The 16,966-nt window shown below is 42.8% G+C and carries 16 protein-coding genes; 2 read left to right on the top strand and 14 right to left on the bottom strand.

The features are described from left to right. Positions 1 to 581 precede the first annotated feature (581 nt). From cctA to yceD, 11 genes are all read right to left on the bottom strand, one after another. A complete protein-coding gene (gene cctA, locus AAEY93_RS00175; protein WP_101030672.1) occupies positions 582 to 917 on the bottom strand; it encodes a tetraheme c-type cytochrome CctA in 336 nt (111 codons plus the stop codon). 407 nt (positions 918 to 1,324) lie between these two features. Continuing rightward, the gene (locus AAEY93_RS00170) at positions 1,325 to 2,200 is read right to left on the bottom strand and encodes an NAD(P)-dependent oxidoreductase (RefSeq protein WP_101030670.1); all 876 of its coding nucleotides are present in this window, start codon (positions 2,198 to 2,200) and stop codon (positions 1,325 to 1,327) included. A 16-nt stretch (positions 2,201 to 2,216) separates the two neighbouring features. Next, entirely contained in the window at positions 2,217 to 2,705 is a 489-nt protein-coding gene (locus tag AAEY93_RS00165; protein ID WP_124013773.1) for an acyl-CoA thioesterase, read from the bottom strand. 119 nt (positions 2,706 to 2,824) lie between these two features. Beyond that, entirely contained in the window at positions 2,825 to 4,066 is a 1,242-nt protein-coding gene (gene fabF, locus AAEY93_RS00160) for a beta-ketoacyl-ACP synthase II (RefSeq protein WP_351074315.1), read from the bottom strand. Positions 4,067 to 4,228: 162 nt separating this feature from the next. Further along, complete coding sequence (gene acpP / locus AAEY93_RS00155) at positions 4,229 to 4,462, bottom strand: acyl carrier protein (protein WP_011496723.1); 234 nt, start codon at positions 4,460 to 4,462, stop codon at positions 4,229 to 4,231. 163 nt (positions 4,463 to 4,625) lie between these two features. Next, complete coding sequence (gene fabG, locus AAEY93_RS00150; RefSeq protein WP_335686273.1) at positions 4,626 to 5,372, bottom strand: 3-oxoacyl-ACP reductase FabG; 747 nt, start codon at positions 5,370 to 5,372, stop codon at positions 4,626 to 4,628. Between the two features lie 10 nt (positions 5,373 to 5,382). Beyond that, positions 5,383 to 6,309: an ACP S-malonyltransferase gene (gene fabD, locus AAEY93_RS00145; protein ID WP_101030658.1), complete on the bottom strand. Its 927-nt coding sequence runs from the start codon at positions 6,307 to 6,309 to the stop codon at positions 5,383 to 5,385. Positions 6,310 to 6,343: 34 nt separating this feature from the next. After that, positions 6,344 to 7,303: a beta-ketoacyl-ACP synthase III gene (locus AAEY93_RS00140; RefSeq protein WP_351074312.1), complete on the bottom strand. Its 960-nt coding sequence runs from the start codon at positions 7,301 to 7,303 to the stop codon at positions 6,344 to 6,346. An 8-nt stretch (positions 7,304 to 7,311) separates the two neighbouring features. Beyond that, positions 7,312 to 8,340: a phosphate acyltransferase PlsX gene (gene plsX, locus AAEY93_RS00135; RefSeq protein ID WP_101030652.1), complete on the bottom strand. Its 1,029-nt coding sequence runs from the start codon at positions 8,338 to 8,340 to the stop codon at positions 7,312 to 7,314. Between the two features lie 15 nt (positions 8,341 to 8,355). Next, the gene (gene rpmF, locus AAEY93_RS00130; RefSeq protein WP_101030648.1) at positions 8,356 to 8,526 is read right to left on the bottom strand and encodes a 50S ribosomal protein L32; all 171 of its coding nucleotides are present in this window, start codon (positions 8,524 to 8,526) and stop codon (positions 8,356 to 8,358) included. Between the two features lie 18 nt (positions 8,527 to 8,544). Next, on the bottom strand, positions 8,545 to 9,069 hold the full coding sequence (gene yceD, locus AAEY93_RS00125; protein WP_101030645.1) for a 23S rRNA accumulation protein YceD: 525 nt from the start codon (positions 9,067 to 9,069) through the stop codon (positions 8,545 to 8,547). Positions 9,070 to 9,316: 247 nt separating this feature from the next. On the opposite strand from yceD, the gene AAEY93_RS00120 reads away from it, so the two are divergent. Then, positions 9,317 to 9,925 (top strand): Maf family protein, encoded by a 609-nt coding sequence (locus AAEY93_RS00120; RefSeq protein WP_101030642.1) that lies wholly within the window; start codon positions 9,317 to 9,319, stop codon positions 9,923 to 9,925. A gap of 211 nt (positions 9,926 to 10,136) precedes the next feature. On the opposite strand, the gene AAEY93_RS00115 is transcribed toward AAEY93_RS00120, so the two are convergent. Beyond that, positions 10,137 to 10,790 (bottom strand): HAD-IA family hydrolase, encoded by a 654-nt coding sequence (locus tag AAEY93_RS00115; protein ID WP_198554720.1) that lies wholly within the window; start codon positions 10,788 to 10,790, stop codon positions 10,137 to 10,139. Positions 10,791 to 10,821: 31 nt separating this feature from the next. Continuing rightward, positions 10,822 to 11,778, bottom strand: a complete 957-nt coding sequence (gene rluC, locus AAEY93_RS00110; RefSeq protein WP_101030639.1) for a 23S rRNA pseudouridine(955/2504/2580) synthase RluC — start codon at positions 11,776 to 11,778, stop codon at positions 10,822 to 10,824. A gap of 628 nt (positions 11,779 to 12,406) precedes the next feature. Here rluC and rne point away from each other — a divergent pair. Next, positions 12,407 to 15,787: a ribonuclease E gene (gene rne / locus AAEY93_RS00105; RefSeq protein WP_351074307.1), complete on the top strand. Its 3,381-nt coding sequence runs from the start codon at positions 12,407 to 12,409 to the stop codon at positions 15,785 to 15,787. A 199-nt stretch (positions 15,788 to 15,986) separates the two neighbouring features. Here the strand turns inward: rne and AAEY93_RS00100 are convergent, their stop codons facing one another. Continuing rightward, positions 15,987 to 16,904 carry a bifunctional methionine sulfoxide reductase B/A protein gene (locus AAEY93_RS00100; RefSeq protein ID WP_124013778.1) on the bottom strand — a complete coding sequence of 306 codons (918 nt, stop codon included), beginning with the start codon at positions 16,902 to 16,904 and terminating at the stop codon, positions 15,987 to 15,989. Positions 16,905 to 16,966 lie beyond the last annotated feature (62 nt).

Here is a 16,966-nt window from a genome sequence, read left to right as displayed (position 1 = left end):
GATTATTTCATAGTTAACTACTGCGAAAGCTGTGCCAAAAAACTAACTTACTGATTTACAATAGAAATAAAAACCGTCTAGATTGATAACCACAATATTTGTGCAACAAAAGTGCAGGCCTGCGCACTTTTGTTGCGCATCTATCTGAAAATAAAGGGATTTTAATACCTATAAAGAGGTATTTCCTTGTTGTTTCATCCCTTATAAGCAAATGATCAACTAAAGCATATTGAGGTAGGAATAGTTTTTTCTTGTCAGTTGATACAACGCAGAGGCGTAACCAATGGGAATGCCTGCAAGTCGAGTGGCAACACTGTCTATCTTTTGCTGAATAAATTCATCAGGCTTTAGCCCAAACGGGTAAACAAGCCTCCCTCATCGCCTCGCTAAGCAAAATAATGGCAAGTTATATCTATGACTTGAAATAGACTGATCCCGATCGGTTTACCCCACCCCGTATCCCGGATTGAGGTTAAGTTAGGCTTATTTATGCAGGCAGATGTAAGGTTTTAGTCAGTTATTAGGAGAATAAAAACAAAAATACCGACATAAAGTCGGTATTTTTCAGCTATCAAGATAGCTTATTTTGCAGTACGGCCATCGTCATGACATGTATCACACGTTGGTACTTCGCCTACTTTTGCGTCATGTGGTGCGTGGCAATCTGCACACATTAACATACCATCATGCGGCTTATGGTTATCATCCATTTCAGCAAGAGAACCATGACAACTTTGACATTGTTCAAATTCATATACACCATCTGATGATGGCTCTCCATCAGCGTGACAGTTTTCACAGCCACCCATTTCAACATGAAACTCAGCGAGGGTCTCATCAGCAGCAAATGATGCAGAAGACATCATCATTACCGCGAAACCGGCCGCAAACAATGTACTTAGTAATTTATTGCTCACTTTTCATTCCTCCAATTTTAGTGTGTGCCCGCATTCTTTTTATCTGACGCGGATCATCACACTGCAGTACGACACTTTACTTAAGGGTTTACTCAACAACTTTGTTTATAAACAATTCATTAAAACAATTCATAAAACAATCGAAAATTAACTGATAATATAAACGTAGCTAATCAATCTACTTTAAGCAAAATTAATTTAGATTAGGTAATAATAGCAGCGTTAACATTTTGAATATGTGCGCCACATCATGTAACGCAATGGTTTTTAGTCAACAAACCGACTTGCTACCAATAATAGCTAATGTAGTCATGGTTAATTTAAGTTGAATTGTCGCCAATAAAAAGCCCCGACTAATGTTGAGGCTATCTTTGAGCTATCGCATTTATAACAATGATTTGTTGATATTAACTGCGAGATTTTTCTAAACGAGCGAGTAAACTAGAAGTATCCCAACGGTTGCCTTTCATCGCCTGAACTTCAGAATAAAACTGATCAACTAATGCCGCGACAGGTAAATGGCTACCATTTCGGCGAGCTTCATCGAGGGCAATGCCTAAGTCTTTTCGCATCCAATCGATAGCAAAGCCGAAATCATATTGACCTTGCCACATAGTCTGATAACGATTCTCCATCTGCCAACTTTGTGCAGCACCTTTACTGATGACCTCAATGACTTTTAAGCCATCTAAACCCGCACTCTTTGCAAAATGAAGTCCTTCAGCTAAGCCTTGAACCACACCCGCAATACAAATTTGATTGACCATTTTAGTCAACTGACCCGAACCTGCAGGTCCAAGCAATTCAGCACAGCGACTATATGCATCAATAACGGGTTTAACCGTATCAAAATCAGCCTGTTCACCGCCCATCATCACGGTTAACACACCATTTTCAGCACCCGCTTGGCCACCTGAAACAGGCGCATCTAAAAAGCCAATATTTTGTGGGGTCAATTGGGCGGCAATGTCGCGCGCGACATCGGCTGAAGCTGTGGTATGGTCGACCAAAATAGCACCTGCATGCATACCGTGAATGGCGCCTTGATCACCCAATACCACTTGACGTAAATCATCATCATTACCCACACAGGTAAACACAATGTCTTGTCCTTTAGCCGCGGCTTTTGGTGTATCCGCGCGTCGACCGCCATACTGCTCAACCCATTGTTGAGCTTTACTGGCCGTTCGGTTATACACGGTCAAATCGTGACCCTGTTTAACTAAATGTCCCGCCATAGGATACCCCATAACGCCTAACCCAATAAATGCTACCTTGGCCATGATTTGTCCCTTTTATTTATGCTACTGAAGGTTTAACGTGAGCTTCCATTTCGGCGCCAATACGCTTACGCATGTCCATTAAACGTAATGCTGTATCACGTAAATGAATATCGTCGGCTGTCGTTGGGATCCATTCAGGTACCGAGGTGGGTTTGCCTTCATCATCAACCGCCACCATAATCACAATACAATGGGTCGTGAGATAACGCTCTGAATCTTTAGGATCGCCAGCCTTAACATCAATTGCGACATGCATAGATGTGCTGCCGGTATAAATCACTTTACCCGTCACCTCAACAATATGGCCAACGTGAATGGGTTTAACAAAACGAATACCCCCTGCATAGACGGTAATACAATACTTACCACTCCAACCTGCAGCGGTAGCGTAAGCCGCTAAATCGATCCATTTCATTACGGCGCCGCCGTGTACTTTACCGCCGAAATTGACATCTGCGGGCTCAGCCAAAAAACGTAACGTGAGCTTTCTATCTATACCGGCCATAAAGCCTCCAAGTCATCGCAGGATGTATCGGAACTTAACGATACACTTTGTCTTAATCCAAAAAAAGCTTAAACATACAAAAAAAGCGCCATCGGCGCTTTTTATCTATGTCACTATCATTAATTGATTTTTTTAAACAATAATGAACCGTTGGTGCCACCAAAACCAAATGAATTACATAATGCGTAATCAAATTGATGACGACGAGAAGTGTGTGCGACAAAATCTAAATCACAACCTTCATCAGGATTGTCTAAATTAATAGTAGGAGGAACATGCTGATCACGTAATGCCAACAAAGTAATGATTGCTTCAACAGCACCTGCAGCACCGAGTAAATGACCGGTCATTGATTTGGTCGAGCTCACCAATACATCATAGGCATGTGGCCCAAACACAGATTTCACCGCAGCCACTTCGGCTTTATCACCTGCATTCGTTGATGTGCCATGGGCATTGATATAGCCCACTAGTTCTTTTTCAATTTGTGCATCGTTAATGGCATTGACCATAGCCGCCGCAGCACCAGCGCCGTCACTCGGTGGTGATGTCATGTGGAATGCATCACCACTCATGCCAAAACCAACCAGCTCGCCGTAAATTTTAGCGCCACGTGCTTTAGCTCGCTCGTACTCTTCCATCACAATGACACCTGCACCGTCGCCAATAACAAAACCATCACGGTCTTTGTCCCATGGGCGACTTGCTGCTGTTGGGTCGTCATTACGAGTAGATAATGCTTTAGCTGAACTAAAACCAGCAACCCCTAATGGGCTAGTGACATCTTCAGCACCACCGGCGACCATAACATCAGCATCACCATAAGCAATAGTCCGAGCGGCAAAACCAATGTTATGCACACCGGTAGTACAAGCCGTGGTAACCGCAAAATTGGGCCCTGTCATACCGTACATAATTGACAAGTGGCCGGCGATCATATTAATAATGGTGCTCGGCACAAAAAAAGGCGACACCTTACGTGGTCCGCCATTGAGTAATGCCGAATGGCCTTGCTCGATTAACCACATGCCGCCCATACCGGCACCAATAGCAACACCCACACGAGCAGGATTTTCTTGGCTCATATCTAGGCCAGAGTCTTTTACTGCTTGAATACCTGCAGCCATGCCATATTGGATAAATAAATCCATTTTACGGGCATCTTTTTTCGTTAAATATTGTTCGACGTCAAAATCTTTTACTGAGCCACTGAAACGAGTATTAAAACCACTGGCATCAAATTTGGTAATGGGAGCAATACCACTCTTACCAGCCAGTAAGGCATTCCAACAAGACTCGACATCATTACCTACTGGAGTCACGAGGCCAAGACCTGTGATGACGACACGACGTTTAGACATGATATTCACCTTTAAATAAAATCTGCCACGATGCCATTATTGCGATATAGCTAAAGAAGTATAAGGAAGGATGTTCTAATGCAATTAAATGGAACGAGCGTTTACAAATGCTTTAAACAAAAACAGGCGGCATAAATGCCGCCTGTTTTTGTGAATTCTTGATTACTGATTCTTAGAAACGTAATCGATCGCTGCTTGAACAGTAGTGATCTTTTCAGCTTCTTCGTCAGGGATCTCGGTGTCAAACTCTTCTTCTAGAGCCATAACCAATTCAACAGTGTCTAGAGAATCTGCGCCTAAATCGTCTACAAAAGAAGCAGCTGATTTAACGTCTTCTTCTTTAACGCCAAGTTGCTCGATGATGATTTTCTTTACACGTTCTTCGATGTTGCTCATTAGTTTTCTTTCCTATTCAAATTACGCACTTGCGTAAGATTGCGAGTAGTTTATTCGAATTAGATAACAATGCAAGCTTAGATTTTGTGGTCTAACCACAAAAAATAACATTGAATTGTCACTAACACTGACTCAAATGAAGGTAGTTGCCTACCTATCGCTCTTAAACCATGTACATGCCGCCATTCACATGCAATGTTTCGCCTGTGATATAAGCGGCTGAATCCGAGGCCAAAAACAATACTGCATTGGCAATTTCTTGTGCTTGCCCTAATCGTTCCATCGGAACTTGCGACATGATAGCTTGTTGCTGCTCTACTGTCAGCTCATCTGTCATATCTGTCTGAATAAATCCAGGTGCAACAGCATTCACTGTTATTTGACGAGATGCAACCTCTCTTGCAAGAGATTTTGTAAATCCAATCAAACCCGCTTTGGCAGCCGAGTAATTTACTTGGCCTGCATTGCCCATTGTACCCACAACAGAACCGATGCTGATAATACGTCCGAAACGCTTTTTCATCATAGATCGCATTACTGGTTTAGACAATTTAAATAGTGATGTCAAATTAGTGTCAATAATATCTTGCCATTCATCATCTTTCATCCGCATCAATAAATTATCACGGGTAATACCTGCGTTGTTGATGAGAATATCAACTTCACCGGTTTTTTCTTTGATCTGGCTATATAAATCAGCCACTGACTGAGTATCAGTGACATTTAACACCATCCCAAAGCCTTTGTCACCCAAGTATGCTTGGATCGCCGCAGCGCCTTTTTCACTGGTTGCCGTTCCGATAACCATCGCGCCGGCTTGTACTAACGATTCAGCAATCGCTCGGCCAATGCCACGACTGGCCCCCGTCACCAAGGCAACTTTGCCGTCTAAATTAATGCTAAAGCTCATATCAACTCCTTTATTCGACTAATGCTGCAAATGAAGCAACATCATTGACCGCTTGAGCGGATATCGATTTATTAATTCTTTTTGTTAAACCGGTTAATACTTTCCCTGGTCCACACTCTATTAATTTTGTAACACCTTGTGTCGCCATAAATTCAACCGACTCACGCCAACGCACTGGACAATACAATTGACGCACTAAAGCATCTTTAATGGCCTGGGCATTTGTCGGCATTGCCACATCAACATTGTTAACAACATTAATTATAGGCTCAGAGAATGTCACTTCCATTAAGGCTTTGGCTAATTCATCAGCTGCTGGCTTCATCAACGCACAATGTGATGGCACACTCACTGGCAATGCCACTGTCATTTTAGCACCAGCAGCTTTACATGCAGCAGCAGCGCGTTCAACCGCAGCTTTTTCACCCGCGATAACCACTTGACCGGGACTATTGTAGTTAACAGGGCTCACCACACCGCCTTCAGCAGACTCTGCACACACTTTGGCAATAGCATCATCATCAAGGCCAATAATGGCATACATCGCGCCAGACCCAGCAGGAACGGCTTGTTGCATTAATTTACCACGAAGCTCAACTAATTTAACTGCATCAGTAAATTCAATCACACCACCGCACACTAACGCAGAGTATTCACCAAGACTGTGGCCTGCAAGTAATGAGGGCATGGGCTTGTTCGATGCCTGATATGCGCGCCAGATAGCCACGCTTGCCGTGAGCAATGCAGGCTGGGTTTTATCTGTTTCATTTAAGGTTTCAGCTGGGCCATTGGCAACAAGATCCCATAAATCATAACCTAACGCATCACTTGCTTGGGCAAAGGTTTGCCCAATAATGACATGATTTTGAGCCAATTCAGCTAACATTCCTACGGCCTGTGAACCTTGGCCAGGAAATACAAAAGCAACATTTTCCATCAACGGTTACCTGTATAAAAAATAAATTTCAAAATTAAAAACGGATTAGTGCACTGCCCCAAGCAAAACCACCCCCAAATGCTTCGAGTAGTAATAAATGTCCACGCTGGATTCGGCCATCTCTAACGGCTTCGTCAAGCGCTATCGGTACTGATGCCGCAGAGGTATTGCCGTGTTTAGCTAATGTGAGAATGACTTTGTCTAAACTCATGTTAAGTTTCTTTGCTGTTGCCTTGATAATGCGGAAATTAGCTTGATGTGGCACTAACCAGTCAATTTCTGATTTATCGACATTATTAAGGAGCAAGGTTTCGGTGACCACATTAGACAACTGAGTTACCGCCACTTTAAACACATCGTTACCTTTCATCGTCATAAAACCGACAGCTTCAGAACTTTCATTCGCTCGAGGTGGGAAAGAACATTTTAATAAGTCCCCCTGGCTCCCATCAGCATAAATATGTGTCGCAATGATACCGGGAGTATCACTGGCACCAATAATCGCAGCGCCCGCACCATCACCAAACAAAATCACAGTGGAGCGGTCAGAAGGATCACACATTCGCGACAACACATCGGAACCAATAACCAGTACTTTTTTAGCGGCACCGGTTTTAACAAATTGATTTGCAACCGATAAAGCATAAATAAAACCAGAACACGCGGCAGCAATATCAAAGGCAGGGATATTTTTGACGCCTAATGAGGCTTGAATTTCGCATGCCGCAGCAGGAAATGCGTTTGAGGCACTTGTGGTTCCACAAACAATCATATCAAGATCACTTGCTTCGAGCCCCGCCATTTCAAGCGCTTTTAATGCCGCTTGATAACCCATTGTTGAAACCGATTCGTCTGTTGCAGCAATACGCCGCTCAGAAATACCGGTTCGATCAACAATCCATTGGTCAGTGGTTTCAACCATTTTTTCGAGATCTTGATTGCTACGAACTTGCACAGGTAGATAGCTACCTGTTCCGAGAATTTTTGTTTGCATATATGAGATCAGCTATTGATGTCTAAAAGAATCGACTCCAAACGATCTTTAATCATTTCAGGAAGACGACGTTTTGCTTCTGTTGCTGCTAAATTTAATGCTTGTAAAAATGCAGCTTCATCCGCGTTACCATGACTCTTTACTACTATTCCGCGCAATCCTATCAGACTTGCACCGTTATAGTGGTCGGGGTTCATCTTACTGAGAACAGCTTGTATACGAGGAGCGATGAGTTTGGAGAGTAAACGAACAAAAAAACCGTCATTTAAGCCGCGTTTTAATTGGTGTACTAACAGTTTTGCAATGCCTTCTGAAGTCTTTAAGGTAATATTGCCGACAAATCCGTCGCAAACAATCACATCCACATTACCTGTGTAAATTTCATCGCCTTCTACAAAGCCAATATAATTAATTTGCTCGGTATGTTGTAAAATTTGACCGGCCTGTTGAACTTGGTCGTTACCCTTAATCGCTTCAATGCCAACATTAAGCAAAGCGACTTTGGGACGGGATTTCTTATGGACAGCTTCACATAATACAGACCCCATAATAGCAAACTGGAATAAGGTATCTGAGTCACAAGATACATTAGCCCCTAAATCCAATAAATAAACCGGTTTTCCGGTCATTGCAGGTAAGCAAGACACAAGTGCAGGTCGATCAATACCCGGTAAGGTTTTTAATAACACCTTAGCCATCGCCATTAATGCGCCCGTGTTACCGGCACTAACGCAAGCAGCGGCTTTGCCGTCGCGCACGAGCTCAAGGGCAATTCTCATAGAACTGTTTTTACGTGAACGCAAAGCATGAATGGGCTTATCGCACATTGTCACGACTTCAGTGGTATGGATTATTTCAATACGGGATAGATCTGTTGAGTGAGCTTGAGGTAGATATTTTTCTATTTCGGTTTGATTGCCAACCAAAATAATATTTAAAGATGTGTGAAATTTCAATGCCTGCAAGGCTGCAGGCACTGTCACGTGGGGGCCGTGATCGCCCCCCATCGCATCTAACGCAAGCGTCAGATTTATCATTAGATTAGCAACAAATTACTTGTTGATAACCTTTACACCGCGGTAAAAACCATCAGCAGTCACGTTGTGACGTAGATGTAATTCACCGCTGGTTGCGTCTACTGATAATTGAGCTGTGCTCAATGAATCATGTGAACGACGCATACCACGCTTTGAACGTGATTTTTTATTCTTTTGTACAGCCATTGGACCTGTCTCCTACGATTACTTGCTCTTCAGTTTTTCTAACACTGCAAATGGATTTGCACGCTCCTCATGAGCGGGTTCGATCTCGCCTACAACTACATCTTTCGATCCAGACTTACAATTATTATCATCGTGCATCGGGATGATAGGCATAGCGACTATCAATTCATCTTCAATCAATTGATGCAGACGTAATTCACCAATCTCATTACACTCAATTGGGTCATACGCATCCGGGAGCTCATCGATTTCTGCCTCAGTCTTACAAGGACTAAAACAAAAGTCGACCGTAACCTCAGTAGTAACTTGTGTCATACAACGTTGACATAGCAGAGTGAGCTCCGTCACAGCCTTCCCGCGAAGGTAGACTATCCCCTGTATATCGACGCCACATTCCAACGACACAACTACGTCGGAACAGTCGCCGGTACATAACTCGCTTAATCGCTTTAGTTGCTTACCTAAAATGGTACCTTCATAACGAAGGCCGCTAGAGGCTGCGCGTATAGGATCAATTGAAACCGGTATCTTTACTGTTTGCATAAGGCGCGCATATTATAGTTTGAAAACGCTGGAGTCAAAGAAAATTTCCGTAAAAATACGGTAATCTCACCTAACAATGAACTTTAGGTACTCTTTAATCCGGCATTAGGTTTGAAAGTTGGCAAATTTTACCGAACCCAACTCCATCACACAAGCATTACTCGATAAAAATGATCCATTTGCCTAGATGAATACAGTAAACTGACAAATATTCTGTTATTAGCCTAAAAATAATGAAGAAAAGCCAATGAAATTCAACCTAGTACTTGCATCAACCTCACCTTTTCGTCAGCAATTATTACAAACATTAATGCTGCCTTTTAACTGCGTTAACCCTGATGTTGATGAAACTGCTGCAAAAGATGAAACAGCATTAGCATTAGTCAAACGGTTAGCTGAACAAAAAGCATTAGCCGGAGCGAACTTAATTGATCAAACATCCGTGCCACAATTAATTATTGGCTCAGATCAAGTCGCGATGATTAATGGTCAGATTATCGGTAAGCCAAATAACATCGAAAATGCTATTGCTCAATTAAGCGCGGCTTCTGGTCAAGCAATCACTTTTTATACCGGTCTAGCTGTATTTAATTGTGATAATCAACGCATGTTGTCGTGTGTTGAACCTTTTACAGTGCACTTTAAATCGTTAACAGAAGCGCAAATTCGCTACTACATCGACAAAGAACAACCATTATATTGCGCAGGTAGTTTTAAAGTAGAGGGGTTGGGAATCGCACTCTTTAGCCGCTTAGAAGGTGATGATCCTAATACTTTAATTGGTCTGCCATTAATTAGGCTTATCGATTTACTGGCACAGCATGGTGTTGATGTACTAAGCCAAGCCCCTCAATGATCAATCAAATAATATTGGTCTAAAATATTGACCGGCATTATTTAACATTTCTGTGCATAAGGATGGATGATTGGGTAAGTGATTAACAAAATGACAGGGCATAAACGCAGAGGTAATTAAAAATTATTTAAGTTAATGAAATACAGCGTCGGCAACACTTATGTGCGACGCTGCTGCATTTCAATTATCAATCATCATAAACACAAGATAGTTAAAGATAATCACGTATCGCAAGTGGCTTATCGACAATCGCACGCGGATTTAGCGCTTGCAATTTTGATTGATTATGGGCGCCATAACTCACACCAATACTCGCCATACCAGCATTTTTGGCCATGGTTAAGTCATGGATTGAATCGCCAATCATAATGGCTCTATCTGCGGCAACATCAAAATGAGTCAATAACGAAAACAACATCTCAGGATGCGGTTTGCTTTCAGCGTCATCGGCACAGCGCGTCGCATGAAAGTACTGGCCTAAGCCTGTACGTGCCAATACGTTATCAAGACCCTCTCGCCCTTTACCCGTCGCTACCGCTAATTGATAACCGCCAGCATGTAAACTGCGAATAAGTGATTCAACGCCCTCAAATAAAGGCGTAGGGTGCACATTGGCAACATGATGACGACGATAACAATCAATAATTTGCTCATGGTTTTGATGATCGGCAAATAAAATCGGCATAATTTTAGGTAAAGATAAGCCTATGACATCTCTTATTTGCTGTTCAGACGGGATAGGCAAAATGAGTTCTTGTGCTACATTTTGCATGCAAGACACTATTTTACCAATCGTGTCCATTAGCGTGCCATCCCAATCAAAAATGACCAGTTCATAAGCTTTATGTTGAATATTCAATACCATTCCTTACTTCATTTTCACACCGCTGTGGATGTTATATTCTTTTTAATTTTTCAAGTGTGCTAAGTAACACTGGGTCTAAAGGCGCCTTAACTTGCGTGACTTCATTATTCTCAGGATGAGTAAACTTAAGCTCAGCCGCATGTAAAAACAGACGATCTAAGCCTAATGCGCGCATGCTGTCGTCAAATTGTTGCTCGCTGTATTTATCATCACAGGCAATAGAATGACCCGCATATTGACAATGTACCCTAATCTGATGAGTACGCCCAGTCACAGGACTGGCTTTGACCAAGGTACACCCTTGGTATCGCTGCATGATTTTGAAACGCGTTTCCGACTCTTTACCTTCTTTATTAACTCGAACAATACGCTCGCCAGACTTTAAGGTGATTTTTAACAACGGCGCTTTGACCGATTTATCACTTGCTTGCCATTGGCCACGCACCAAGGCTAAATAATCTTTCTGCATGGTTTTACTGCGTAACTGTTCATGCAAATGCTTTAATGCACTGCGTTTTTTAGCAACAAGCAAGACGCCAGAAGTATCTTTATCTAAACGATGCACCAACTCTAAATACTTTTGTTGTGGACGAAGTGAGCGTAAGCCCTCAATCACACCATAATCAACACCACTACCACCATGTACCGCAATGCCGGCAGGCTTATTTAATACAATTAAATGATTATCTTCGTGGATAATGCGATCTTCGAGCTGTGACACTCGAGATAAATTAGGCGAAGGTGCTTTGCGATTATCTTTTTCTGCAACTCGAACCGGCGGTATGCGAACGATGTCATCGATTTGCAATTTGTATTCTGGCTTGATGCGTTTTTTATTCACCCGCACTTCCCCTTTACGCACGATCCTATAAATCATGCTTTTGGGAACACCTTTTAATTTAGTTAGCAAAAAATTATCGATTCGTTGTTCAAAATTATCTTCGTCGATAGTCACGTATTCAACTTGGGGGGTGGTTTCAGTATTCATGATGCGCCATATAGTGGGAACCCCAATAGTGTACCTTATCTGGTAAATGCTTGGCTATTGCCACATCGGACTTGAAATAAATACACGAAAGAATATTGGCTTTTGATTGCTGAAAATAACGATTGTTGCTATATTTGCCCACAGGTTGAGAGTAAACAGTGGATAAAGTGTTCACAACTTTCACCAAATGCGAAACACTAACAGTTAAAAAAATGAACTTAACCGGTAGCAACTCATTGATTTGCAAATTGTATTTACTAAAAAAACGGCAAAACCCGTTTGTACAATTAAACCGTAAGTAATCAATAAATATTTTAATTTAACTGTGGTAAATCGCCCCAAATTCGAACAACATTTTAGCTTGTTATCAAACAAACCGATTCGACTTGGGCATTAACGGATTAAAATACCATAATTTATGGGGTTGGTTGTAACTCAACCAATTCCTTGTTTTTGTAAACATTAGAAAATAAGCCATAAATAGGATGCGACACGCAGAGACTGCGTTTTACAGTAATGAGCACCTAAATTGCCTGGATCTAACCGTGAGGTTATACCGATTAATTCAGGCCCGTAATGCAGAAAAATCGTCTTGTTTGATGACCTCATTTAGAAGAATCACGTCATCATGAAACGTATGTTAATTAATGCAACTCAATCAGAAGAGTTGCGCGTAGCCCTAGTTGATGGGCAAGAACTGTATGATTTAGACATTGAAAGTCCTGGTCACGAACAGAAAAAATCAAATATCTATAAAGGTAAAATCACCCGCGTAGAACCCTCTCTTGAAGCAGCCTTTGTTGACTACGGCGCAGATCGGCACGGCTTTTTACCCCTGAAAGAAATTGGTCGCGAATATTTCCCTAAAGGTTATTCATTCCAAGGTCGTCCTAACATCAAAGAAGTGGTGCATGAAGGCCAAGAAGTCATCGTTCAAATCGACAAAGAAGAACGTGGCAATAAAGGTGCTGCACTGACGACGTTTATCAGTCTTGCTGGTTCTTATTTGGTGTTAATGCCAAACAACCCTCGTGCTGGCGGTATTTCACGACGTATTGAAGGTGATGAGCGTACCGAGCTTAAAGAGGCGATGTCGGAACTTGAAGTGCCTAACGGTATGGGGTTAATCGTCCGTACTGCTGGAGTAGGCAAAGAGTCCACAGAGTTAAAGTGGGACTTAAAAGTACTTCAACATCACTGGGATGCGATTCAAGAAGCCGCTCAAAGTAAAACGGCTCCATTCTTAATTCACCAAGAAAGTAATGTGATTGTTCGTGCAATTCGCGATTATTTACGTCGCGATGTAGGCGAAATTCTTATCGACCACCCGCGCATTTTCGAAGAAGCTAAACTGCATATTGGTTTGGTTCGCCCAGATTTTGTTGAACGCGTGAAACAATACGATTCTGAAGTGCCACTATTTACTCACTTCCAAATCGAATCTCAAATTGAATCAGCTTTCCAACGTGAGGTGCGCTTGCCTTCTGGTGGCTCAATTGTTATCGACCCAACTGAAGCATTAACTTCTATCGATATTAACTCTGCCCGCGCAACAAAAGGCGGCGATATCGAAGAAACAGCTTTAAACACCAACCTAGAAGCAGCAGATGAAATTGCACGTCAATTACGTCTTCGTGACTTAGGTGGTTTGGTGGTTATCGACTTTATCGATATGACACCAGTACGCCATCAGCGTGAAGTTGAAAACCGTTTACGTGATGCCGTACACCATGACCGAGCCCGCGTGCAGTTAGGCCGTATTTCACGATTTGGTTTGATGGAAATGTCACGCCAACGTTTGCGCCCTTCACTTGAAGAGTCCGCAGCACATATATGCCCACGTTGTCATGGCCAAGGCACTATTCGCAGTACCGAATCTTTAGCACTGTCTATTTTGCGTTTAATGGAAGAAGAAGCCATTAAAGAAAACACCACACAAATCGAAGCCATTGTGCCTGTTGATGTGGCGGCATTCTTATTAAATGAAAAACGTAAAACGATCCGTATTACTGAAGAGCGCCACCAAGTTGAAGTGTACATTATCCCTGATGCACACATGCAGACTCCGGATTACCGAATGGTTCGTCGCAAAAGTGATGATGAAGTCATTGAGTCAAGCTACAAGCGTGTTGAGCAACCTGCCGCAAATCTGTATGAGCCTCGTAAACTTGAGCGCGCAGCGTCTCCAGAGCCTGCATTAAAAGGCTTCACCGCCCCTCAAAAAGCAGCAGAAGACACCGCAAAACCGGCTGTAAAAGTAACACCTGTAAATACCGCCCCTGTGGCTGCAGCACCTAGTCAGCCAGGATTATTCGCTCGGATGGCCTCAGCGGTTAGTGCCTTGTTTTCTGCTAATGAAGCTGAGGTCAAAGGCACCAAAGCGGTACCGCAAACCAAAGAAAATGCGCCGACGAGTAACCGTCGTAACACTCGTCGTAATGACACACGTAACGACAGTACTAACCGTAATGACAAGCGTAATGACAGTCGTAATGATAGCCGCCGTCAGCGCAATGACAGCGACAAATCAAAAGAAGGCACAGAGGCTCGTCCTCAAAATAAGCGTAATGAACGTAATAGCAGAAACACAGGTCAAGACGACAACGCAAAAAACAAGCCGAGAAATGAAAAAGTTGACAAGCCATTACAAGTCAATGAAACCAAAGTAACAGAATCAAAAGCAACAGAAACTAAAGCAACAGACAGTAAAGTCACTACAGAAAAGTCTCCAAAGCAAGAAGCTGCTCGTGAACGTCGCCAGCGTCGTAACTTACGTCGTAAAGTGCGTATTGAAAGCGAACAGAATGAAGCATTATCAGCAACCGATGTTAATGAATCAAGTGACCAATCAGTCGATGTAGTAACATCTGAAGCTATAGCCGTAGAGTCAAAAGTATCTGAGGATAAAACATCAGAAACGAGACCGCCGCGTAGTCGTCGTCAACCTCGTAAAGAGAAAACTGAACAAACGACTGAAACACCAGCAGAGAGCGTTATCACTCAAGCGACTGAAGTAACAAACGTTACGACTACTGAGCCAGTTAACACCGACACGACTGATGTCGCTGAAGGTAAAGCGGAAGCAATTGAAGCCGACGTTAACACTAACAGTGAAACTGTCGTTGCTAACGCTGATGTTGCCAATGAAACGGATGAGTCAAGCACTGACACTGAAGATACCGCATCAGAAAATGAAACCGATGACACCAAAGCTGAAGGTCGTGAAGGTCAACGTCGAAGCCGTCGCAGTCCTCGTCATCTACGTGCTGCTGGTCAACGTCGTCGTCGTGATGATGAATCCGGTTCAACGCAGCAAGCCGTTTTCACTCCTAATGATGAGCTAGAGAAGCAATTAGACGCTGAGCTAAGCAGAAATCAAACCCAGGATAATGCCCCTGTTACTGAGGCTGTTGTTGAAACAGTTAGTACGGCTGTGGAAATGGTGAAGACTGACGCTAACAAGGCTGAAGTGACCAAGGCTGATGTCGAGCCAACGATTGTTGTTGCTGACAAGCCAGAGGCTAAAGAGGAAGCACCTCAAACACCTCCGGTAGTAAAAGCTCCTGAAGTAGCCGAAGATAAAGCGGCCGTTGAAGTTGCTAAAACGCCTGTTGCTGTTCCAGCTGTACAAGCGCCAGTCGCCGATACTGCAGAAACAGAGAAAACAACTGCAGTGAGCAGCAAACAAGATAAAGCGGTTGCAGCCAATGCATCAGCCCCGACGGCTAAGCCTGCGGCTATTGTCCGTCAAGCTAAGCCGGCAGCGGCAAAAGAAGTTGCGCCAGCAATCGTTTCTGCTGATGTCGCCACAGCAGCAAAAGCACCGGTGAAAACAAGTCGCTTTGGTTCTATGGTGTCATCTGACACGACTAAACCTACCGTAGATGTCCGTGAACAGAAGGCCGTACCTCAAGGACGTACTTATCAAGCACAAGCAACTGAAACCAATGCTCCGAAAGTAGCAATGAATAACAGTGCATCAGCTGATATGACTCGCCCTGGAGAGTAACGCTAAATAGGGCTAACTAAGCCCTATTGTTGATTAAGCCATGCTAAGCATGGCTTTTTTATTGAAAAAATTGTCTCGACCTAAAAGTGTAAACACATTTCCGGACATAACTGTAATACAAAAAAAGGGCCATTGAATAATCAATGCCCCCTTTTTTTATCTGTTTATCCCGTTCTTTCAGCACAACAAACCCATTGGTTTATACTTTACGTTTATCAGCAAATTTACTCATGACTTTATCAAATTTAGGCTTAACGACTAACTGACAGTAAGGCTGTTGCCCATTTTTAGCAAAGTAGTCATCGTGATAGCTTTCAGCGGGGTAAAACGTGTCGAACGCACTGATTTCGGTCACTATCGGCCTAGACCAAACTTGTTGTTCCGTTAACCGATTAATAAATCGGTTGGCGGCATCTATTTGAGCACTGTTATGAGTAAAAATTACCGACCGATACTGTGGGCCTTTATCATTACCCTGTTGGTTAAGTGTGGTGGGGTCGTGGCTTTCAAATAACACGCTAAGCAGTGTTTCATATTGAATAACGGCCGAATCGAACTCAATATGAATGACTTCTGCATGTGCTGTTTTACCAGAACACACCGCATCATAATTGGCATCTTTAGCATCACCGCCACAATAACCTGAAGTCGCACTTTGCACGCCATTAAGCTGAGCAAAAATGGCTTCAACACACCAAAAGCAACCCGCGCCAAAAGTCGCTTTTTCGTAAGAAGGCGTTGCCAAACTTGATTGAGTTAACTCATCAGAGGATTTAAAAATCATCGACACAGAATTCACACAATGACGAATATTGTTATCCGTTAGGTGTTCACCTTCAAATACATGGCCTAAATGGCCACCACATTGGGCACAGGTAATTTCGGTTCGATGACCATCAGCATCGAGTGTATGCTTTACGGCTCCCTCAATCTCATCATCAAATGCGGGCCAGCCACAATGTGCATTAAATTTATATTCACTATTATAAAGTGGTGCATCGCATTTTTTACACAAATACACACCTTGAGCATCATGATCGACAAATTCGCCACTAAAGGGACGTTCAGTGCCCTTTTGCTCGATAACGTACTGTTCAAATTCGGTTAGTTTATTCATTGTCTGCTCTCATTGAGTTTACTTGTCGCTTAAATAAAGAATACGTGAAATCCGCGGCATCA

It is taken from the genome of Shewanella sp. CAL98-MNA-CIBAN-0140 (assembly GCF_040309905.1).
In the GTDB taxonomy this organism is placed as follows: Bacteria; Pseudomonadota; Gammaproteobacteria; order Enterobacterales; family Shewanellaceae; genus Shewanella; species Shewanella psychromarinicola.
Note: the sequence above shows the minus strand (reverse complement) of the source record. Positions and strands in the feature narration are given on the sequence as shown.